The 20,803-nt window shown below is 64.9% G+C and carries 19 protein-coding genes; 9 read left to right on the top strand and 10 right to left on the bottom strand.

Features of this window, described 5'->3' with window-relative positions; translation table 11 throughout:
* Positions 1 to 31: 31 nt before the first annotated feature.
* Positions 32 to 4,804: an NAD-glutamate dehydrogenase gene (locus QAZ22_RS05400; protein ID WP_278205975.1), complete on the bottom strand. Its 4,773-nt coding sequence runs from the start codon at positions 4,802 to 4,804 to the stop codon at positions 32 to 34.
* A 121-nt stretch (positions 4,805 to 4,925) separates the two neighbouring features.
* Between QAZ22_RS05400 and QAZ22_RS05395 the strand changes: the two genes are divergently transcribed.
* Together QAZ22_RS05395 and QAZ22_RS05390 are read left to right on the top strand one after the other, a co-directional pair.
* Positions 4,926 to 5,489 (top strand): peroxidase-related enzyme, encoded by a 564-nt coding sequence (locus tag QAZ22_RS05395; RefSeq protein WP_278205974.1) that lies wholly within the window; start codon positions 4,926 to 4,928, stop codon positions 5,487 to 5,489.
* A gap of 141 nt (positions 5,490 to 5,630) precedes the next feature.
* Complete coding sequence (locus QAZ22_RS05390; protein WP_278205973.1) at positions 5,631 to 5,954, top strand: hypothetical protein; 324 nt, start codon at positions 5,631 to 5,633, stop codon at positions 5,952 to 5,954.
* 383 nt (positions 5,955 to 6,337) lie between these two features.
* Here the strand turns inward: QAZ22_RS05390 and QAZ22_RS05385 are convergent, their stop codons facing one another.
* Positions 6,338 to 6,511: a hypothetical protein gene (locus QAZ22_RS05385; RefSeq protein ID WP_278205972.1), complete on the bottom strand. Its 174-nt coding sequence runs from the start codon at positions 6,509 to 6,511 to the stop codon at positions 6,338 to 6,340.
* Positions 6,512 to 6,617: 106 nt separating this feature from the next.
* Between QAZ22_RS05385 and QAZ22_RS05380 the strand changes: the two genes are divergently transcribed.
* Positions 6,618 to 7,241 (top strand): DUF1062 domain-containing protein, encoded by a 624-nt coding sequence (locus QAZ22_RS05380; protein WP_278205971.1) that lies wholly within the window; start codon positions 6,618 to 6,620, stop codon positions 7,239 to 7,241.
* A gap of 58 nt (positions 7,242 to 7,299) precedes the next feature.
* Here QAZ22_RS05380 and typA read toward each other — a convergent pair whose 3' ends face one another.
* Positions 7,300 to 9,129: a translational GTPase TypA gene (gene typA, locus QAZ22_RS05375; protein WP_278075932.1), complete on the bottom strand. Its 1,830-nt coding sequence runs from the start codon at positions 9,127 to 9,129 to the stop codon at positions 7,300 to 7,302.
* Between the two features lie 214 nt (positions 9,130 to 9,343).
* Here typA and QAZ22_RS05370 point away from each other — a divergent pair, with 214 nt between their 5' ends.
* On the top strand, positions 9,344 to 9,613 hold the full coding sequence (locus QAZ22_RS05370) for a hypothetical protein (protein ID WP_278205970.1): 270 nt from the start codon (positions 9,344 to 9,346) through the stop codon (positions 9,611 to 9,613).
* A 211-nt stretch (positions 9,614 to 9,824) separates the two neighbouring features.
* Here QAZ22_RS05370 and QAZ22_RS05365 read toward each other — a convergent pair whose 3' ends face one another.
* Both QAZ22_RS05365 and QAZ22_RS05360 read right to left on the bottom strand, forming a co-directional pair.
* Positions 9,825 to 11,399, bottom strand: coding sequence for an alkaline phosphatase (locus tag QAZ22_RS05365; RefSeq protein WP_278205969.1), 1,575 nt, complete (start codon positions 11,397 to 11,399; stop codon positions 9,825 to 9,827).
* Between the two features lie 296 nt (positions 11,400 to 11,695).
* Positions 11,696 to 12,979, bottom strand: coding sequence for an MFS transporter (locus tag QAZ22_RS05360; protein ID WP_278205968.1), 1,284 nt, complete (start codon positions 12,977 to 12,979; stop codon positions 11,696 to 11,698).
* 78 nt (positions 12,980 to 13,057) lie between these two features.
* Here QAZ22_RS05360 and QAZ22_RS05355 point away from each other — a divergent pair, with 78 nt between their 5' ends.
* Both QAZ22_RS05355 and QAZ22_RS05350 read left to right on the top strand, forming a co-directional pair.
* A complete protein-coding gene (locus QAZ22_RS05355) occupies positions 13,058 to 13,675 on the top strand; it encodes a TetR/AcrR family transcriptional regulator (RefSeq protein WP_278205967.1) in 618 nt (205 codons plus the stop codon).
* A 290-nt stretch (positions 13,676 to 13,965) separates the two neighbouring features.
* Positions 13,966 to 14,556 (top strand): hypothetical protein, encoded by a 591-nt coding sequence (locus QAZ22_RS05350; RefSeq protein ID WP_278205966.1) that lies wholly within the window; start codon positions 13,966 to 13,968, stop codon positions 14,554 to 14,556.
* A gap of 274 nt (positions 14,557 to 14,830) precedes the next feature.
* On the opposite strand, the gene ppa is transcribed toward QAZ22_RS05350, so the two are convergent.
* From ppa to QAZ22_RS05325, 5 genes are all read right to left on the bottom strand, one after another.
* The gene (gene ppa / locus QAZ22_RS05345; protein WP_278205965.1) at positions 14,831 to 15,364 is read right to left on the bottom strand and encodes an inorganic diphosphatase; all 534 of its coding nucleotides are present in this window, start codon (positions 15,362 to 15,364) and stop codon (positions 14,831 to 14,833) included.
* A gap of 221 nt (positions 15,365 to 15,585) precedes the next feature.
* The gene (locus QAZ22_RS05340) at positions 15,586 to 16,092 is read right to left on the bottom strand and encodes a GNAT family N-acetyltransferase (RefSeq protein WP_278205964.1); all 507 of its coding nucleotides are present in this window, start codon (positions 16,090 to 16,092) and stop codon (positions 15,586 to 15,588) included.
* Between the two features lie 136 nt (positions 16,093 to 16,228).
* A complete protein-coding gene (locus tag QAZ22_RS05335) occupies positions 16,229 to 16,867 on the bottom strand; it encodes a TPM domain-containing protein (RefSeq protein ID WP_278205963.1) in 639 nt (212 codons plus the stop codon).
* Between the two features lie 6 nt (positions 16,868 to 16,873).
* Positions 16,874 to 17,725, bottom strand: coding sequence for a YgcG family protein (locus QAZ22_RS05330; RefSeq protein WP_278205962.1), 852 nt, complete (start codon positions 17,723 to 17,725; stop codon positions 16,874 to 16,876).
* Between the two features lie 181 nt (positions 17,726 to 17,906).
* Positions 17,907 to 18,551 carry a LemA family protein gene (locus tag QAZ22_RS05325; protein WP_278205961.1) on the bottom strand — a complete coding sequence of 215 codons (645 nt, stop codon included), beginning with the start codon at positions 18,549 to 18,551 and terminating at the stop codon, positions 17,907 to 17,909.
* A 153-nt stretch (positions 18,552 to 18,704) separates the two neighbouring features.
* Between QAZ22_RS05325 and QAZ22_RS05320 the strand changes: the two genes are divergently transcribed.
* Genes QAZ22_RS05320 through QAZ22_RS05310 form a run of 3 tightly spaced genes read left to right on the top strand, consistent with a single transcriptional unit; the run spans position 18,705 to position 20,611 of the window.
* The gene (locus QAZ22_RS05320) at positions 18,705 to 18,956 is read left to right on the top strand and encodes a hypothetical protein (protein WP_278205960.1); all 252 of its coding nucleotides are present in this window, start codon (positions 18,705 to 18,707) and stop codon (positions 18,954 to 18,956) included.
* A 12-nt stretch (positions 18,957 to 18,968) separates the two neighbouring features.
* Positions 18,969 to 19,853 (top strand): pyridoxal kinase PdxY, encoded by an 885-nt coding sequence (gene pdxY / locus QAZ22_RS05315; RefSeq protein WP_278205959.1) that lies wholly within the window; start codon positions 18,969 to 18,971, stop codon positions 19,851 to 19,853.
* Positions 19,850 to 20,611, top strand: coding sequence for a DUF429 domain-containing protein (locus QAZ22_RS05310; protein ID WP_278205958.1), 762 nt, complete (start codon positions 19,850 to 19,852; stop codon positions 20,609 to 20,611). The genes pdxY and QAZ22_RS05310 overlap by 4 nt, the downstream gene beginning before the upstream one ends.
* Positions 20,612 to 20,803 lie beyond the last annotated feature (192 nt).

Here is a 20,803-nt window from a genome sequence, read left to right as displayed (position 1 = left end):
GAGGGGCGGCGCCGGCTTTTGCCAACGATGCCTACATCCCAGTCAGGTCGCTCATCAGGCCCGAGGCCACCGACAGCCGCGACACGGTGATGTCGCCGCCTTCGGTCAGCGCCTGCAGCCGCTCGCGGATGCGCGCCACGCGCTCGCCGCCGGCTTCCAGCCAGGCCGCCACCGGATCCGGTGCCTTGCCGTGGCTGGTGAGTGCTGCCACCGCGATGCCGCGCCTGGCCATGCCGATCGTATCGGTCGCGCGCGACAGCGCCAGCTGATCGTAGTAGTCCGGCGGCATGATCGAGCGCGCGGCCTCCTCGACGCGCGGGATGCGGAAGGCGTCGCTTACGGCGAAGAAGGCCTTGGCCGCGCTGACGATGTCGGCGTTGCCCGTGCGCGCGGTGAGCGCGATGTCCGGGATCAGCTCGCCCACCTCGGCGAGCGCCAGCTTCTCGGCCAGTTTCTCCGGAGCGCCGCCCTTGAACAGGCCGTGACGCCGCTCCTCGATTCGCTCGCGCGAGAAGCCGGGCAACAGCGACACCAGCTTCGGCTCGAGCGCCTTGCGTGCCTCCTGCAGTTCGGCGATGCGCTGGCTGAGCGGCGCGGAACCCGCATCGTGCTTCAGGTACCAGCCGCTGGTCACGAAAATGAGCCGGCTGACCGACTGATAGTGATCGAGCTGGGTCTGGCCGTCGATCTGGTTGTCGAGCCCGTCGATCTCCTTGTAGAGCGAAGGCAGCGAAAAGCCGTCGCGCACCACGGCGAATGTGCGCACGACAGCGGCTGCGGTGCGGCCCGTCGCCTCCTGCAGCCGGTTGACGAAGGACGGCCCACCTCGGTTGACGAGGTCGTTGGCGACGACGCGCGCGATGATCTCGCGCCGCAGCCGGTGGTCGCGGATCTCGCCGGCGAATTTCTTTGCCATGCGCTCCGGGAAATAGCCCATCAGGTCGCGGTCGAAATGCGGATCGTCCGGTACGCCGCTGGCGACGATGTCGGAGAAGAGCACTATCTTGGCATAGGCGAGCAGCACGCCGAGCTCGGCCCTGGTCAGCGGTTCGCCGCGTACCTCGCGCTCGGCAAGGGCGGCCGGCGAGGGCAGCGTCTCGACGGCGCGGTCGAGCAGGCCCCGCGCTTCCAGTGCCGTCATGAAGCGCGCCTGATGCGCGATGTCGGCCAGCCCGCGCTTGCGCGCCAGCGAGAGCGCCAGCGTCTGCTGATAGTTGTTGGACAGCACCAGCGCGCCGACCTCGTCGGTCATCTCGGCGAGGAGCTTGTTGCGCGCCGGACGGCCCAGCGAACCCTTGCGCATGGCCGACGCCAGCGCGATCTTGATGTTGACCTCGACGTCGGAGCAGTTGACGCCGCCCGAATTGTCGATGGCGTCGGAGTTGCAGCGGCCGCCGCTCATGCCGAATTCGATGCGCGCCCGTTGCGTGACGCCGAGATTGGCGCCCTCGCCGATGACCTTGGCGCGGACGTCGAGCGCGGTGACGCGGATGGCGTCGTTGGCGCGGTCGCCGACATCGGCATTGGTCTCGCCGGAAGCCCTCACATAGGTGCCGATGCCGCCGAACCACAGAAGGTCGACAGGGGCTTTGAGGATGGCGTTCATGATCTCGACCGGCGTGGCCGTGGTCTTCCCCAGCCCGATCGCCGTGGCGGCCGCCTGCGGCAGGGTGATCGACTTCTGGCTGCGCGAGACGATGACGCCGCCTTCCGACAGTTTCGACTTGTCGTAGTCCTGCCAGGACGAGCGCGGCAGCGCGAACATGCGCTGCCGCTCGGCCATCGAGGCCGCCATGTCGGGATCGGGATCGATGAAGATGTCGCGATGGTCGAAGGCGGCGATCAACTTGGTGGCCGGTGACAGGAGCATGCCGTTGCCGAACACGTCGCCCGACATGTCGCCGACGCCGACGACGGTGAAGGGCGTGGTCTGGATGTCGCGGTTCATCTCGCGGAAATGCCGCTTCACCGCCTCCCAGGCGCCCTTGGCGGTGATGCCCATCTTCTTGTGGTCGTAGCCGGCCGAGCCGCCGCTGGCGAAGGCGTCGTCGAGCCAGAAGTCGTGCTTCTCGGAAATGGCGTTGGCGGTGTCGGAGAAGGTCGCCGTGCCCTTGTCGGCGGCGACGACGAAATACGGATCGTCAGGATCGCGCCGCACCACGCCGGCCGGCGGGATGACGCCGCCTATGCCGATATTGTCGGTGATCGAAAGCAGGCTGGAGACGAAATTCTTGTAGGCCGAGGTGCCGGCCTCGAAGATCGCGTCGCGGCCGGCGCTCATCGGCAGCTTCTTCGGATAGAAGCCGCCCTTGGCGCCGACCGGCACGATGACCGCGTTCTTCACCTGCTGCGCCTTGACCAGCCCCAGCACCTCGGTGCGGTAGTCCTGGGCGCGGTCGGACCAGCGCAGGCCGCCGCGCGCCACCGGGCCGAAGCGCAGATGCACGCCCTCGACCTCCGAGCCATAGACGAAGATCTCGCGCCACGGCCGCGGCGCCGGCAGGCCGTCGACCGCCTGCGAGTCCAGCTTGATCGCCAGCGATTGCCCCTTCTCCTTCGTATCGGCTACGAAATGATTGGTGCGCAGCGAGGCTTCGATCAGGTTGAGGTAGCGGCGGATGATGGTGTCGTCATCGATGTTGGGCACCTCTTCCAGCGCGTCCTTGATCTTGGCCTTGAGGTGCTTGGCAACGACCACGCCCTCGGTTTCGGCGGTCGGTCCGAGGCGGGCGACGAACAATTGATGCAGACCGCGTGCGATGTCGGGATAGCGGTTGAGCGCGGCGGCGATGAAATCCTGGCTCTGCGGAATGCCGGCCTGCTGCAAGTAGCGGCCATAGGCGCGCAGAATGGTGATCTCGCCCGACCACAGACCCGCGGTCTGGGCCAGGCCGTTATAGCCGTCATTGTCGACATCGCCACGCCACACCGACAGGAAGGCGTCCTCGAACAGCGCGCCGCCATCGGCAAGATCTATTCGCGCGCCGTAACTGTTCTCCAGCTCCATGTCGTGGATGAAGACCTTGCCGGAGCCCGTGTCGGCGACCTCGAAGGTGCGCTCGCTGATGACGCGGAAGCCGATGTTTTCCAGCACCGGAACGCGACGCGACAGCGCGACAGGGCTGCCATAGTGATGGATTTTCAGCGCCGCCTGATGCGGCTTCTGGTCGGCATGGCGGTAATAGTCGATGGCGATCGGATTGTCGGGGCCGATCCTGGCGATACGACCGGCATCGGCCAGCGCCACCGCTGCCGAGAACGAGTCGCGATAGCTTTCCGGGAAGCGAGCGGCGATGCTCTTCAGTGTCGGGTCGCTGCCGGCCGCTTCCGCGGCTTCGGAAAGCGCGTCCTCCCAGGTGCGCACGATATCGCGGATCGCCGCCTCGATGGTCACCTGCTCGATCTTCGGCGTCTTGCCGCCGGAGCGGCCGATGATGAAGTGAACGCGCGCCAGCCCGCCTTCCGGGAAGGCTGGATAATAGGCGGAGAGCCGGCCCTCGAACACTGTCTTGAGGTAAGTGCCGATCTTCTCGCGCACGACGCTGTCATAGCGGTCGCGCGGCACGAAGACGAGGATCGAAACGAAACGATCGAACTGGTCGACGCGCACCAGCGCCCTGATCCGCGGCCGCTCGATCAGCCCGAGAATGGCGTTGGCATGCTTTCTGAGGATCGGCACCGGCACCTGGAAGAACTCATCGCGCGGATAGCTCTCCAGCACATTGATCAGCGCCTTGCCGGAATGGTCGTTCGGATTGAAGCCGGACTTGGCGATGATCGTTTCGGCCTTCGAGCGCAGATAGGGGATTTTCATCACCGAGCGCGTGTACGCGGTCGAGGTGAACATGCCGACGATGCGCAGCTCGCCGGCAAGCGCCCCCTTGGCCGTATAGGTCTTGACGCCGATGTAATCGAGGTAGATGCGGCGATGCACGGAGGACTTGGCATTCGCCTTGGTGACGATCAGCGGTTCAGGGCCGTGCAGGAAGGCGCGGATTTCCGGCGTCGTCGTCACCGCCTCGGTACCTCGCCTCAGCACCAGCACGTCGGGATCGGTCAGGATGCCGAGGCCGGGCTTGTCGGCGCGCTCCAGCGTGCCGCTTTCCTCGCCGCCGACATATTTGAATTCGCGCATGCCGAGAAAGGTGAAATTGTCGTCACGCAGCCATTCGAGAAAGGCGATCGCCTCGGCGACGCTCTTCTTGTCGAGCGGCACGGCCGAATAACGGAATTCGGAAATGGCCTGGTCGAGGCGGGCGAGCATCCGCTTCCAGTCGGTGACGGCGGCGCGGACCTGATTGAGTATCTTGCGCAGACGCTCGGTGAGAGCGGCCGCCTGTTCCGCGGTCAGCCGCGGGATATGGACGTGGACGACGCTCAGCCGGTCGTCATCTTCCTTGCCGGCGTCGCCCAGGACCTGCGCGACGCCCGCCTTGTCGTGCCGGACTGTGACGATGGGATGGGTGACCAGGGTCGGTTCGCCGGAGGACTCGGCGATCTCGCCGAGGACGGAATCGAACAGGAACGGCATGTTGTCGTTGACGACGGTGATGACCGTGACCGGCCTGCCGCCGCAGGCAACGCCCGAATCGGCCTCGACCGCGACGACGCTCTCGCCCTTCTTGTGGCCGGCGACCGCTCGGGCAGCGAGTTCGCCCGCGCGTTCCAGGTCGGCCACGTCATAGGCCGCGACATCCTCCGCCGGTGCGCGGGCAAGCAGGTAGTCGGCAAGCCTTGCCGGCTTGTCTTCCATCTTCGCGGTGGCCGCAGCTTTCTTTTTCGGCTTGGATTTTACGCTGGCCATGACGCCCTCCCGTGGCATGCTTTTGCGACTATGGTAGCAGATGAGCGCTGTTTGGCGACAAAGGTTTGACGACGCTTTAAAAAATTCGAACCGACGCCATAGCCCTGCAAGGAGAACGACCATGACCGACAGAATTACGGCGCTCGACCTGGTTCAGGCGGAGCTCAGCGAGGCGACGAAAGCCTATTTCGCCAAATGCGAGGAGAAGCTCGGCCTCGTTCCCAACGTGCTTCTGGCCTACGCCTTCGACGAGAAGAAGCTGCGCGCCTTCACCGACATGTACAACGATTTGATGCTGGGCGAGTCCGGCCTGTCGAAGCTGGAGCGCGAGATGATCGCGGTGGTCGTGTCCTCGATCAACCATTGCTTCTACTGCCTGACCGCGCATGGCGCGGCGGTGCGCCAGCTGTCGGGCGAGCCCGCGCTGGGCGAGATGATGGTGATGAATTTCCGCGCCGCAGAACTTCCCCCTCGCCAGCGCGCGATGCTGGAATTCGCGGTCAAGCTGACGGAAGAGCCGGCCAAGATCGTCGAGGCCGACCGCGCCGCCTTGCGTGAAGCCGGTTTCACCGACCGCGACATCTGGGACATCGCATCGACCGCCGCCTTCTTCAACATGTCGAACCGCGTGGCGGCCGCCGTCGACATGCGGCCGAACCCCGAATACCACGCCATGGCGCGGTGACGCCCTTTACATTAGCGGGTCCGAATTTTTCATTGCCCGCCCCGCCGTTTGGTCCGATGATTAGGGATTGCGGCGTAGCCGCATATCCGATTGCGGCGTAGCCGCATGCCGGTTCGACGCCGCCGACAAGGGAGGAAGAACATGGCGAAATATCTCTATGTCTATCACGGCTCCGGCAAGATGCCGACTGACGAGGCCGAACGAAAAGCGGCGATGGACGCCTGGACCGGCTGGTATGACAAGCTGGGCACCGCCGTCGTCGACGGCGGCAACCCGGTCGGCATGTCGAGAACGGTGCTGCCCGGCGGCAAGGTCGAGAACAATGGCGGCAGCAATCCGACCGCCGGCTATACGATCGTCGAGGCGAAGGACATCGACGATGCCGTCGCCAAGGCCAGGGATTGCCCGATCCTGCTGGACCCGGCCTTCAGCGTCGAGATCGCGCCAATCATCGAGATGATGTGATACAAGCGGCATGCTGAGATCATTGCGGTAGTACCTGCCATTGTCATGACGCAGGCGCGATCGGCGATTCTCATCGGACTAGCGCCGGCGCCGCCCCTCACCTGCCTGCCGGCATCCTCTCCCCGTATAGTGACGGGGAGAGGGACGCTCTCATCCATGTTTTCGCCAAACGTCAGCGTTGCAGGAGAAGGCGCCAAGGTCGCGGTCTCCCCTTCTCCCCGTCACTATACGGGGAGAAGGTGCCGGCAGGCGGATGAGGGGCAGCGCCGACGTTCCAAGTTGAGCCGCGCCACCGTTCCGCCGGCCGAAGAAGATCCCTTGCTCCCCCGCCGCCGCACGGCTAGAAGAGCCGACCCTTTACAGATTTCGAGCCAGACTTTGCCTCAGTAACCGCCGGTCTCGTCAACTCCCCGAAAGCACCGCAGGCGCAGCTTTGGCAGCACCTGCATCATTTTCATGTGTTCTTCAGGCGGCGGTTTCGAGACCGGTTTGGCGTTGCTGAGCCCGTCGCGCATCCGCGCCGACGCCTGATTTCCAATATCGCAGTCTTTCGCCACGCCGTGCCTGCATGGGCATGATCCCGGAAAAGATCATGCTCGAGCAGAGAGGGCATCTCGGACATCGCCGGCCTGACGGACTTCCCGACGGGAAGGGCCTGCCGGCATGTCTGGACTGTTGCGTATCCGCTGGGCGATCGCGCCGAAAATCGCGCCTCGACCTCTCATCAATTGCAACCGCTGCCGCAAGGTGAAACCCTACCAGTGCAGCGGCAAATTCCGCGTCAACGCCAACGGCAAGCGCATCGACGCCTGGCTGATCTACCGCTGCGCGGACTGCGACAATTCCTGGAACCGCACCATTTTTGAGCGCTGCAATCGCCGTGACGTCGAACCGGCGCTGCTTGCGGCGCTCGAAAGCAACGATCCATCGCTCGCGCAACGTCATGCGTTCGATGCCATGGCGCTGCGGAGCCGGGTCGGACGGATCGAGGAATTTCCAGAGGTCACGGTCCGAAAAGAGCTGCTGGACGGCAGGCCGGAATGCACCACCGCGCTTTGGCTCGAGCTTCGGCTCGAAGCCGTGACGCCCCTGCGGCTCGACCGGCTGCTTGCTGGCGAGCTCGGCATGTCGCGATCGAGGCTGCAAGCCTGGGAAGAGCGGCAGAAGCTCTCCGTTGAGCCGGATGGCGCCAAAGCCCTGCGCAGGCCGGCGCGCGACGGCACCGCCGTCCGCATAGACCTTGCCGGCGAAGCCGATCGTGACGCCATCCTGTCGGCTGCGTACTGATGAAACGAAACGGGAGGGAGCAGCTGCTCCCTCCCCAATGACTGCCTGCGAAAAAGGCTTACGCCGCGCCCATCACCTTGGTCGCCTTCTCGAAGCGCTTGCGCTCGTTCGGGTCGAGATAGAGCTTGCGCAGGCGGATGGTCTTCGGTGTCACCTCGACCAGCTCGTCGTCCTGGATCCAGGCCAGTGCGCGCTCCAGCGTCATGCGGACCGGCGGCGTCAGCTTCACCGCCTCGTCCTTGCCGGCGGCGCGGATGTTGGTGAGCTTCTTGCCCTTCAGCACGTTCACTTCAAGGTCGTTGTCGCGGCTATGGATGCCGATGATCATGCCCTGATAGACCTTGACGCCCGGATCGATGATCATCGGGCCGCGGTCCTCCAGGTTCCACATCGCATACGCGACCGACTCGCCCTGCTCGTTGGAGATCAGCACGCCGTTGGTGCGGCCGGGCAATTCGCCCTTATAGGGCTCGTAGGCGTAGAACAGCCGGTTCATCACGGCGGTGCCGCGCGTGTCGGTCAACAGCTCCGACTGGTAGCCGATCAGGCCGCGGGTGGGCGCATGGAAGACCAGGCGCTGACGGTTGCCGCCGGACGGACGGAGCTCGACCATCTCTGCCTTGCGCTCCGACATTTTTTGCACGACGACGCCGGCATGCTCCTCGTCGACGTCGATGACGACTTCCTCGACCGGCTCGAGCAACTGGCCGTCGTCACCCTTCTGCATGACGACGCGCGGCCGCGACACGGCGATCTCGAACCCTTCGCGGCGCATCGTCTCGATCAGCACCGCAAGCTGCAATTCGCCGCGGCCGGAAACGAAGAAGGAATCCTTCTCCGCCGATTCCTCGATCTTCAGCGCGACATTGCCTTCGGCCTCGCGCAGCAGGCGGTCGCGGATGACGCGGCTGGTCACCTTGTCACCCTCGGTGCCGGCAAGCGGGCTGTCGTTGACGAGGAAGGACATGGTCACTGTCGGCGGATCGATCGGCTGCGCGTGCAGCGGCTCGGTCACGCTCGGGTCGCAGAAAGTGTCGGCGACGGTGCCCTTCGACAGGCCGGCGATCGCCACGATGTCGCCCGCCTGCGCTTCCTCGATCGGCTGGCGCTCGAGGCCGCGGAAGGCGAGTATCTTCGAGATACGTCCGGTCTCGATCTGGGTGCCGTCATGGTGCAGCACCTTGACCGCCTGGTTGGGCTTCAGCGAGCCGGACTCGATGCGGCCGGTGATGATGCGGCCGAGGAACGGGTTGGCTTCCAGAATGGTGCCGATCATGCGGAACGGGCCGGGATGCACCGTCGGCGCCGGCACGTGCTTGACGACGAGGTCGAAGAGCGGCGCCAGACCCTGGTCCTTCGGACCTTCCGGGTTTTCAGAAACCCAGCCGTCGCGGCCGGAACCGTAGAGGATTGGGAAATCGAGCTGCTCGTCGGTGGCGTCGAGCGCGGCGAAGAGGTCGAACACCTCGTTGACCACCTCGATGTGGCGGGCGTCCGGGCGGTCGATCTTGTTGATGACGACGATCGGGCGCAGGCCCACCTTGAGCGCCTTGCCGACGACGAACTTGGTCTGCGGCATCGGGCCTTCGGCGGCATCGACCAGCACGATCGCCGAATCCACCATCGACAGGATGCGCTCGACCTCGCCGCCGAAATCGGCGTGTCCGGGCGTGTCGACGATGTTGATGCGGGTGCCCTTCCAGTCGACCGAGGTCGCCTTGGCAAGGATGGTGATGCCGCGTTCCTTTTCGAGGTCGTTGGAATCCATGGCGCGCTCGGCGACGCGCTGGTTGTCGCGGAAGGCGCCGGACTGTTTCAGGAGCTGGTCGACGAGGGTGGTTTTCCCATGGTCGACATGCGCGATGATCGCGATATTGCGGAGGTTCATTTGTCTGGTCTCGGGAGCGTTGCAGGCAGCAGGCTTAAGAAGCGCCGCCTTTTTCGGTTGCGCGGCTCATACAAGGTTTTTCGCAATTGCGAAAGGGGAGGCCCCGCCCCAAATACATGGTCACTGATTCTTAAACGTCTTGGTGTGAAATGATTCTGTTAACCAAGGCGGAACCTTTGAGGGGCCGGGCAGTTCGATGTTCATGACCGATCAGATGTCCAGATTGCGTCCGGTTTTCGCTTGGGCGGCGCTCGGCGTGCTGGTTGCGGCCGGCGCCGCGCAGTCGGCGGCAGCCCTCAAGCAAGCCAACCCGGCGCGCTCGTCCGACACGCGGACGGCCGAGCAGATGTTCGCCGACGCCCCCGACGGCGTCGACCCGATCGTCACCGGCCCGGTCAGCGCCGCCTTCAAGCAGCGGCAGAAGGCAGCGAACTGCGACGCGGCGGTATGGCCGAACGTTCCCGCGACCTGCTATCCGGATTGACGCCCTTCATCGCCTTGCCGAAGTTCCGGGGTCGCCGCAACGCTTTCGCGTCACGCGGCTGTTGAGCTTGGGGTGCGTTGAGATTCAGGTCAGGCCGAGCCGAGAACGGTGGCTTCCGAGAACCGGAGCGGAGCGTACTTTAAGTACGTGAGCACCGGAAGCGCAGGAAACCATCGTTCGCAGGCCGGCATCACCTGAATATCAACGCAGCCTAAGCCGAGCGTACCGGATCGAGCGTGACCTTGTAGAGTTCGTTGTCGTCGCGATCCATCAGCCGCACGGTGAGCTGCTCTGTGGCGCCGGAAATATCGACCAGCCCGAAGAACTGCAGCCCGGCCGAAGGCGGCAGGTTCTGGCCCTGCTCGGCGGTCGGCGCCTTGATGAACTTCAGCTCCGGACCGAAGGTCATGTCGAGCTCGTTGGGACCGAAGGTGCCGGCGTGGATCGGGCCGGAGACGAACTCCCAGAACGGGCTGAAATCCTGGAACTGCGCCTTGTCCGGGTTGTAGTAGTGCGCCGCCGTGTAATGGACGTCGGCGGTGAGCCACACCGTGTTGGTGATGCCGGCATTCTTGATGTAGCGCAGCAGATCGGCGAATTCGAGCTCGCGGCCCTTCGGGGCGCCATTGTCGTGATTGCTGACGGCTTCGAAGCCGACCTTCTTTGCCGCGTCGTCCCAGACGACGAGGCTGAGCGGCATGTCGGCGGCGATGATCTTCCAAGTCGCCTTGGAGTTCGCCAGCTCGCGCTTCAGCCATTTGGTCTGCTGCTCGCCGAGCATGCGCGACTTCGGCGTCAGCGTCTCTTCCAGGTCCGGGCCGTTCGGGCCGCGATAGGAACGCATGTCGAGGAAGAAGACATCGAGCAGCGGGCCGTAAGCGATCTTGCGGTAGACGCGGCCGGGCTCCGACGGCTCGTAGCGGATCGTCGTCATCTCGTGGAAGGCGCGCGCCGCGCGTGCGGCCAGCACGTGGATCGACTTTTCCTTGTAACGGTCGTCAGCGGTCAGGTTCTTCGAATCCGACCAGTTGTTCAGCACCTCGTGGTCGTCCCACTGGTAGAAGGTCGGGCAGATGGCGGAGAGGCCAAGCACGTGCTTGTCCATCATGTTGTATTTCCACTGGTCGCGGTACTCGTCGAGCGTCTCGGCGACCTTGCGCTTGCCGTCGATCATGACGACGTTCTTCCACTTGCCGCCGCCGGGCAGGTCGACCTCGTCCTTCATGGCGCCGTCGGCATAGATCGTGTCGCCCGAATGCAGGAAGAAGTCCGGCGTGTGCTTGGCGATGGTCGAATAGGTCTTCATGCCGGTCTCGTCGATGCCCCAGCCCTGGCCGGCGGTGTCGCCCGACCAGACGAAGCGCACGTCGCGCTTCGAGGCCGGCGCGGTGCGGAAGCGGCCGACGATCGGCTCGGAGACGGCGTTGACGTCGGAAAGGTCGGCCGCAGTCATGCGGTAGAAGATGTCCTGGTCGGCGGCGAGGTCGGTGAGCAGCCGCTTCACCGTGTAGTCGCTGGCGGGCGAGGTATCGAGCGGCGCGAGCCTGACTGCGTCGGCGAAGCTCTCCGTCGTCGACACTTCATACATCACGCGCGCCGGGCGGTCGGTGCGGGTCCAGACCATGCCGGAGGTGGCGTCGACATCGCCGGACTGGACGCCATGAGTGAAAGCCGGCCGCTGATTGGCGCGGGAATAGTAAGGCAGCGCGAGGCCGGAGGCGCCGACGAGGCCAAAGGCGCTGGCTGAGGTGACGAAAGCGCGGCGGGTCAACGAGAGCTTGTTCATGGCTGTCTCCGGATGGCGTTGAACGGGACCGCCAAACTCTCGCCTCAATGTTTCAGGCGCATATCGAAACCATGAAGTTTTGATAACAGTCGACATCTTCCTTCTCCCCTTGTGGGAGAAGGTGAATCGGCGCGACAGCGCCGAGACGGATGAGGGGTGCGCGAAGGAACGAGGCGCAGAAAAACAAGTGTTTCAAGCGCTCAGTTCTGCGGCGCAGCGATCCTTCCAACACCCCTCATCCGGCCGAGCTTCGCTCGGCCACCTTCTCCCACAAGGGGAGAAGGAAAAGAAGCACCTCAAGCCGCCTGCGGCTCCGGCTCGAAAGCCGGCTTGCTCGTATTGATCAGCAGCGAGATGCAAGCCGCGGCGATGCCCGTCATGCCGGCGATCATGAAGGCGAGCTCGTAATTGCCCTGCAGTTCGCGCATGGTGCCGCCGAAGGCAGCCGCTGCCGCCGCGCCCACCTGGTGACCGGCGACGATCCAGCCGAAGACGATCGGTCCGCTGCGGTCGCCGAAGGCTTCGTTGGCGAGCCTCAGCGTCGGCGGCACGGTGGCGATCCAGTCGAGCCCGTAGAGCACGGCGAAGATGATCAGGCTGACCGCCGAAAAGCCGGAATAAGGCAGGTAGATCAGCGACAGGCCGCGCACGGCGTAGTAGACGCCGAGCAGCTTGCGTGGGTCGAAGCGGTCGGTGAGCCAGCCGGACAGGGTCGTGCCGATCAGGTCGAATATGCCCATCATCGACAGCAGCCCGGCCGCCTGCACCTCGCCGATGCCCATGTCGCCGCAGAAGGCGATGAGATGCGTGCCGACCAGGCCATTGGTGGTGAAGCCGCAGACGACGAAGGTGGCGAAGAGATACCAGAACACTCTCGTACCCGCTGCTCGGCGCAGCGTGGAGAGCGTATGCGTCAGGAAATTGCCCTGAGATGCCGGCGACACCGGCGGCACGTCGTCCGCGTCGGCGCCGTAGCGGACCTGGCCGATCGAGGCCGGGCGCTCCGGGACCAGCAGGAACACGATCGGCACCAGGGCAGCAGTAGCAATGGCAACGGCAATCGCCACCGGCTTCCAGCCGCCGGCCTGGGCCAGCGAGGCGATCAGCGGCAGGAACACCAGCATGCCGGTGGCGCTGGACGCCGACATCAGGCCCATCATCAGGCCGCGATTGGTCTTGAACCAGCGGTTGACGATCGTGGCGCCGAGCACGCTCGCCACCGCGCCCGAGCCGATGCCGGAAAACACGCCCCAGGTGATGAAGAGATGCCAGGGCTCGGTCATCAGCAGGCTGAGCGCGGTCGAGCCCGACATGATCAGCAGCGCAGCAAGCAGCGTGCGGCGCAGCCCGATGCGCTCCGTCAGCGCCGCGGCGAACGGCCCGGTCAGCCCGTAGAGCAGGATGCCGACGCCGGCAGCCATCGAGATCACGTCGCGACGCCAGCCGAAGCTCGCCTCCAGCGGGAGCATCATGACGGAGGGCGCGGAGCGAAGCCCGGCGGCGATCAGCAGGCAGAGAAAAATGACCGCAACGACGACGAAGGCGTAGCGCTGGCCAAACGGACGGGATTGGGCTATCATGTTACTGACCGGTACGTTGCAATTAGGTGGCGCCATACATACGTACCGGTCAGTAACATTGTCAAGCGAGTTTGTTGAATGCCATCGGACAATAAAATTGAAGCGTCGATGAACGACGCGCCCGCAGCGCCGGCGCCGAAGGCCGCCGACAAGATCCTCGACGTGGCGCGCGACCTGTTCTACCGCGAAGGCATCCGGGCGATCGGCGTCGACGAGATCGTCAGGCGCGCCGGCGTCACCAAGCCCAGCCTCTACCGCAGCTTCCCGTCCAAGGACGAGCTTGCCGCTTCCTATCTGCGCCAATACGACCTCGAATTCTGGCAGCGTTTCGACGAAGCGGTCGATGCGCATCCGGGCAATCCACGCGCCCAGATCATCGCCTTCCTCACCCGCGTCGGCAAGCGCACGCAAAAGCCCGACTATCGCGGCTGCGGGATGACCAATGCGGCGGTCGAATATCCCGAGCATGGTCATCCGGCGCGCGTCGTCAGCGAGAACAACAAGCAGGAACTGCGCCGGCGCCTGCGCGCCATGGCCGCGACGATGGGCGCTGCTGACTCGGACACGCTCGGCGACGGGCTGCTGCTTCTGATCGAGGGCGCCTATATCAGCGGCCAATTGTTCGGCCTCGGCGGACCGGCGGCATCGGTCGCCCGCAACGCCGATCTCCTGATCGAAGCCAGCTTGAAGAAATGAAGTTTTCGAACGCTGGCGCTGCCCCTCACCTGCCTGCCGGCATCCTCTCCCCGTATAGTGACGGGGAGAGGAATTCTCTCATAACCAATTTCGCCAATCACCAACGTTGCAAGAAGGGTGCCGCTGGCCGCGCTAACTCCCTTCTCCCCGTCACTATACGGGGAGAAGGTGCCGGCAGGCGGATGAGGGGCGGCGCAGACGCCGACAACTGACGTTTGGCAACCCCCGCGCCCTAGGCCTGCGCCAGTTTTGACGCTACGCTCAAACACCCTTTCCCGGAGTTGTCAGCGATGCGTGCGCTTCTCATCCCGCTTGCCCTCGCCGGCTTCTGCCAGGCGGCCCATGCCGGCGACATCTCCAGCGCCTATACCGGTCTCGACTGGAAGAAGGACTGCGTGACCTATGCGCAGTCGGAAGAAGGCGACGGCGACTGGGCGAGCCTCGCCTGCGCCGGCTATCGCGGCTATCCGGTGCTGATCGGCTACGACGACGCTCGCGAGTCCGTCTATTACGGCTTTCCCTCCGACGACATGACCGCCGTCTGGGAGAGTTTTTCCGGGCTCAACACCGCTGGCCCGAAGGTCGAGTGGCGGATCGAAACCAATGGCGACAAGGCCGTGCCCTTCGCGGTCATCCACCGTCGCGAGATCAGCAATCCCGAGAACGAGAACAAGCCGACCGAGGTGCTGGTCGTCGCGAAAGTAGCACAGCCGGAGGCGCATGAAGGCTGCACCGTCGGCCTGGTGCTCGCCACCGGCAACCCTCAAGCCAACGACCAGGCGCGCAAGCTCGCCGACGAGAAGGCGAAGGGTTTTGCCTGCGGCAAGGACAAGCGCGAGGTGATCGGCAAGGTGCCGGACTTCGGCCGGGTGGACAATTAGCTGAACTGCGCCCGATGAAGTGTGAGACGGCGAAGGCTCGCGCATTCGTCATCCTTGGGCGAAGCAAGGAGCGAAGCGACGCGGCGTAGACCCAAGGATCCATGCCGTGACTTTGAAGCGTTGCGGCGGTCCAGAATTCTACACCGCTGCACTCTACGATCGAGGTAACGGCACGGATCCCAGGGTCCTCGCGACGGAGCTGCGCTCCTGCTTCGCCCTGGGACGTTGGGGGCTTTGCCCAAGCCCCATCGCGGGCGTTGGCTGCCGCCTCGCCCTACTTCGCCGCTTTCGCCCGTTCGATCGCGTCGACGATCATCTTCTTGGCATATTTGGAATCGTGCCAGCCCTCGATCTTGACCCATTTGCCGGGTTCGAGATCCTTGTAGTGCTCGAAGAAGTGCTGCACCTGATGGCGGGTGATTTCCGGCAGGTGCGTGTATTCGGTGACGTTCTCGTAGCGCAGCGTCAGCTTCGGCGAGGGAACCGCGATCACCTTCTCGTCCTGGCCGGCATTGTCCTCCATGATCAGCACGCCGATCGGCCGCACATTGATGACGCAGCCCGGCACCAGCGCGCGCGTGTTGCAGACCAGGACGTCGATCGGGTCGCCGTCGCCCGACAGCGTGTGCGGCACGAAGCCGTAATTGCCGGGATAGCGCATGGAGGTGTGCAGGAAGCGGTCGACGAACAGCGTGCCGGCCTCCTTGTCCATCTCGTACTTGATCGGCTCGCCGCCGATCGGCACCTCGATGATGACGTTGACGTCCTCGGGCGGGTTCTTTCCGGTGGCAATCGCTGCGATACGCATGGCTCAATCCCTCTCAAATCTTGTGAGACCGATAGCGGGGCGCGCGTCATGGTGCAATGCGGCGAATGGTGCTGAACGCTGATGGAAGCGCACACTTTGTAATGGATTGTAACCCGATGCATGTCGCCCAGAGGCGCGCGGCGGCTTTGGCATGCATCCGACAGAGACGTGGGGCGCGTCGCCTGAATCCGTTTCGGGCTCGGCGCTTCAGGCGGTGCCCGTCATTCCCAGACGAACGCGACCTTCTTCAGCGCCTTCTGCTCGAAGACTTCCACGCCTTCGGCGATATCGCGGCCGCCATTGCCGGCATAGAAGGCTAAAGCGTTGTAATTGTCTTCCAGCGCCCACACCACCAGGCCCCTGAGGCCGTGGTCGGCAAGGCGCGTGCGCGCCGCCTTGAACAGCCGGCTGCCGAGCCCGATGCCCTGATATTCCGGGCGCAGGTAGAGCTCGTAGATCTCGCCCTGCTGCCTCAGTTCCTTGGCGCGGTTCTTGCCGATCGTGGCATAGCCGGCGATCGTGCCGCCGATCTCGACCACCAGCACGGTGGCCGCGCGGCGAATCGCGTTCGCCCACCAGTCGGGGCCGCGGCGGTTGATCATGGCCGTCAGCGTCCGGTGCGGGATGATGCCGCAATAGGCGCCGCGCCATGCCTCCTGATGCACCTCCGCGATGGCGATGGCGTCGCGAGGGTCGGCTTTCCGGATGTCGATCGTCAGCGTGTTCATGATTTGTTAACCATAGACCCGCTTCGGTCGATTGCAAAGAGTCCGCTCTGTCGCGCCCGCGCTTTTCGCACAGGCGAACTTGCCGGCATCGGAAGCGCGGAATCGCGTCAGGCAGAGTGCGTTTGCAGGCCGGCCCTCAGATCTCGACGAGGTGGTCGTCGAGCTCGTTGACGTCGCCTTCGGTAACCGGGAAATGCTCGGCGAGCACCGCGCCGACTGATTCGATCGCCTTGACGAACCCGTCCGCGAGACGATCGTCGCCGGCGTGCCGCGTCAGGTCCCGCACCACACCGTCCCAGACATGCTGGCCGACCTTTGCATTGATGCCGCTGTCGGCGACCACCTCGGCGTAGCGCTCGGCGATGGAGACGAAGATCAGCACCCCCGTCCGCGCCTGGGTGCGGTGGACGTTGCGGGCGAGAAACTGCCTCAGCGCATTGGCATGCGCCGCCCGGTAGCGCAGCCGTCTTGGCACGAAATGGATGCGCAGGCCTGGCCAAAGCCACAACAGGGCAAGCACGGACGCCAGCGCCAGCAGCTGGGCGAAAACGAAATGCGGCAGCCGCATGGTCAGCCACCACGCCTCCAGCCCGTAAGCGACGGCAAGGCTGGCGACGAGCATGCCGATCGTCGCCAGGAAAGCGGCCGCGAAGAAATAGCCGTCGCTGGCCTGGGCGACGACGCAGTAGATTTCACCGTCGGTCTTTGCCTCGGCGGCGCGGATCGCATTGGCGATGCGGTCATGGTCCTGCGGGTCGATCGGTCGCGTTGCCATGGTCCCTCACCAGCTTCCCGACGAACCGCCACCGCCCGACGAGCCACCGCCGCCGGAAAACCCGCCGCCACCGCCCCCACCGGAGGACCAGCCTCCGCCGCCCGACGACCAACCGCCGCCGCCGGAGGACGATCGCCGTCCCGGCTCAAAGGTCATGCCGAGCCAGCGATAGCGGCCCGGGCCGATCTTCTGGCCGAAGATCGGCGGCAGCACCGTCAGCGCGATGCTGCCGAAGAAGATCAGCACCCAGATGGTGATGAAGACGGCGAAGAACAGGTCGTCGGAGTTGAACGGCGCCTGCTCGTTGCGCTTGCCGCGCGCTTCCAGCTCCTCCGGATTGCCCTCGAGCACCATGATCATGTCGTCGACGGCCTTGGTGATACCGCCGGAGAAATCGCCGGCGCGGAAGGCCGGCAACATGTCGTTTTCGATGATCAGCTTGGTGTGCAGGTCGGTCAGCGTGCCTTCGAGCCCATAGCCGACCTCGATGCGCATCTTGCGGTCGTTCGGCGCCACCAGCAGCAGGACGCCGTTGTTCTCCTTGGCCTGGCCGAGCTTCCAGAAGCGGAACAGCCGGTTGGCGTAAGGCTCGATCTCCTCGCCGCCGAGGCTGGGGATCGTGGCGACGACGATCTGATCGGAACCCTTCTTCTCGAAATCGGCGAGCTTTTGCGTCAGCGCCGCGCGTGTGCCGGCATCGATGATGCCGGCATTGTCGACCACGCGCCCGGTGAGTGGCGGGAGCTCGGCGGCGAGAGCGGCGAGGGGGAGGAGGAGAAGGCAGAGAAGAAGGCCAAGGAAGTTGAGGATGGCGTTCCTTCGCGCCCCCCTCTGTCCTGCCGGACATCTCCCCCTCAAGGGGGGAGATTGGATGTCTTTTCGGCTTTCGCCAATTTTCGACGTTGCAAAGGAGGCGCCGGCGAACCAACCGCCAATCTCCCCCCTTGAGGGGGAAATGTCCGGCAGGACAGAGGGGGGTATCAACACGCCAGCGGTCCGTCTTCTCGCGGGTTTTGTGTTTCGAAGACCGTCGTGGCGCTCACCCGCCCTGCTTCGTGCTCGTGCCGAAATCCACCTTCGGCACCTGCATCTTGTCTTCCTCGACGGTGAAGTTCGCGAAAGGCTCGTTGCCGCGGAACCAGAAGGTCGCCCACAGCACCGAGGGGAAGGTCCTCAGCGTCAGATTGTAGTCCCTGACCGCCTGGATATAGTCGCGGCGGGCGACCGCGATGCGGTTCTCGGTGCCTTCGAGCTGCGCCTGCAGCGCCAGGAAATTCTGGTTGGCCTTGAGGTCGGGATAGTTCTCCGACACCGCGATCAGCCGCGACAGCGCGCCGGTCAGCCCGGCTTGCGCATCCTGGAACTTCTTGAGGGTTTCGGGATCCTTCAGCGTGTCCGGCGTCACCGTAATCTGCGTTGCCTTGGCGCGCGCCTCCACGACCGCGTCGAGCGTTTCCTTCTCATGCGAGGCATAGCCCTTCACCGTCTCGACCAGGTTCGGGATCAGGTCGGCGCGGCGCTGGTACTGGTTCAGCACCTCGCTCCAGGCTGCCTTGGCGTTTTCCTCGGCCGTCGGGATGGTGTTGTAGCCGCAGCCGGCAAGCAGCGGCAGCACGAAAGCCATCATCAGCAAGGCCGGCAAATTGCGGAAAGCGGAGGGCAGGGAAAGGCGCTCGGCGAACATGATTGGTCCCCTCGGATCAAAGTTGCATGCGAAGCATTACCACAATCTGCACGCAAGAAAATGACTTGGGTCATGCTGTCGCCTGGTTCGGCCGCGGCCCCTGTGAATACGGGCCCGAACAGGCTAAGCTCCCGGCCGGAAAGGACATTTGCCATGGCCGAGCGCCGGGACGACGAGAACGAATCGCGCCGCATCCTCGAGCGTGTTGCGCGCGAGACGACGCCGGGCGGCGCGTCGTTCGTCGCCCGCACCGCGAAGGGCGCGCGCGACCACGTGACCGCGGCGGACGCCGACCGTTCCGATCCGATCGAAGTCTGGGGCACCCGCATTGGCCGAACGCTCGGCCTCATCATCGCCATTGGGCTGCTGGCCTGGCTGGTGTATGTCGCCACGCGGGGTGGCTAGGAATCAAACTCCATGAATGCTGAAAAAACCGACGCGCCGCGCGCGGTCATCGTCATCTCCAGCCATGTCGCCCGCGGCTCGGTCGGCAACCGCGCCGCGGTCTTTGCATTGGAGACGCTGGGCTTTCCGGTCTGGGCGGTGCCGACCGTCATCCTGCCCTGGCACCCTGGCCACAGCCGCGCCACGCGCATCGTGCCGCCGCTCGACCAGTTCAAGGCGCTGATGGCCGATCTCGAGCGCGCGCCATGGCTGGGCGAGGTGAGAGCGGTGCTGTCAGGCTATCTCGGCGAGGCCGGCCAGGCCGAGGCTGTCGCCTCGCTGGTCGCCGCCATCAAGGCCAAAACCCCCGGCGCCCTTTATGTCTGCGATCCTGTCATGGGCGATTCCGGTGGGCTCTACGTACCGGAGCCGACGGCCGTGGCGCTGCGTGACAAACTGATGCCGATCGCCGACATAGCCACGCCCAACCGCTATGAGCTCGAATGGATGGCCGGCGCGCCGCTGCCCGACATCAAGTCGGTGATGGCGGCTGCCCTTCACGCCGGCCCTTCCACCATGCTGGTCACCTCGGCACCCTCGATGATGGCGGGCGGCACCGGCAATTTCCTGCTCGACGGCAGCCAGGCCCTGCTTGCCGAGCACCGCGTGATCGAGAAGCCGCCGAACGGTCTGGGCGACCTGACGGCCGCCGTCTATCTCGCCCGCATCCTTTCCGGCCAGCCGCCGGTCAAGGCGCTGCAGTCGACCACGGCCGCCGTCTACGAGATCCTGGCGCGCACGGCCAAACGCGGCGGCGACGAGCTTCAGCTCGAGACCGACGCGCAGAGCCTGTCGCATCCGATGGCCATGGTGCAGCTTCGCCATCTCCTCCATCCCGGACGGGACAAGCGGGCATGATGCCAGGCGCTCTGGCCGGGGTCGACGGCTGCAAGGCCGGCTGGATCGCCGTCCATCGCGAGCAAGGTGCTTCGCCATCGGTCTCGGTATTCCCGACGTTCCAGCTGCTGCTCGACGCCTTGCCCGATGCAGCGATCGCCGTCGACATGCCGATCGGCCTGCCGGACTTTTCCAGCCGCGGCGGTCGCGGACCGGAAGCGCTGGTACGGCCGCTGCTGGGTGCCCGGCAGTCGAGCGTCTTTGCCATCCCCTCGCGCGCGGCGCTCTATGCCGACACTGCCGACTTCACCACCGTCGAGGCCTGGTATGCCGCGCACCGGCGGGCGAGCGAGGTGGCGATGGCGACCTCCGATCCGCCGCGCGGCGTCTCCATCCAGGCCTTTGGCATCTTTGCCAAAATCCGCGAGATCGATGCCTTGCTGATTGCGCGGCCGGATTTGCGCAGCCGCATCTTCGAATCGCATCCCGAAGTGGCCTTCTGCCGGCTGAACGGCGGCGCGGCGATGACGCTGCCCAAGAAGATAAAGGGCGCCGTCAATCCGGCCGGCATGGAGGAGCGCAAGGCGCTGCTTTGCCGACATGGCTATGAAAAGAGCTTCCTCGACCAGCCGCCGCCGCGAGGCGCCGCCAGCGATGACTTCCTCGACGCGGCGGCCATGATGCTGATCGCCGGACGGATCGCCGGCGGCGAGGCGCGGCCTTCCCCCGACCCGCCGCTGACCGACCGCTTCGGGATACCCGTCGCCATCTGGGCTTGAACAAAATCGGCCGCCCGGCTTTTGGCGGCATGCGATTGCGACGCTGCCATCCGCAATTCGGCATTGCTCGCGACCGGCTTTTGCCGTTAGAGCAATTCCAGGAAAAGTGTGTAACGGTTTTCCGTCCGGAATTGCGTCAAAACAGAGAGATAGAGCGGTTCGCCGTTTCCATGAAACGGTGAAACGCTCTAG

The organism is Mesorhizobium sp. WSM4906, from assembly GCF_029674625.1.
Classification (GTDB): Bacteria; Pseudomonadota; Alphaproteobacteria; order Rhizobiales; family Rhizobiaceae; genus Mesorhizobium.
This window is presented reverse-complemented; position numbering and strand designations above follow the sequence as displayed.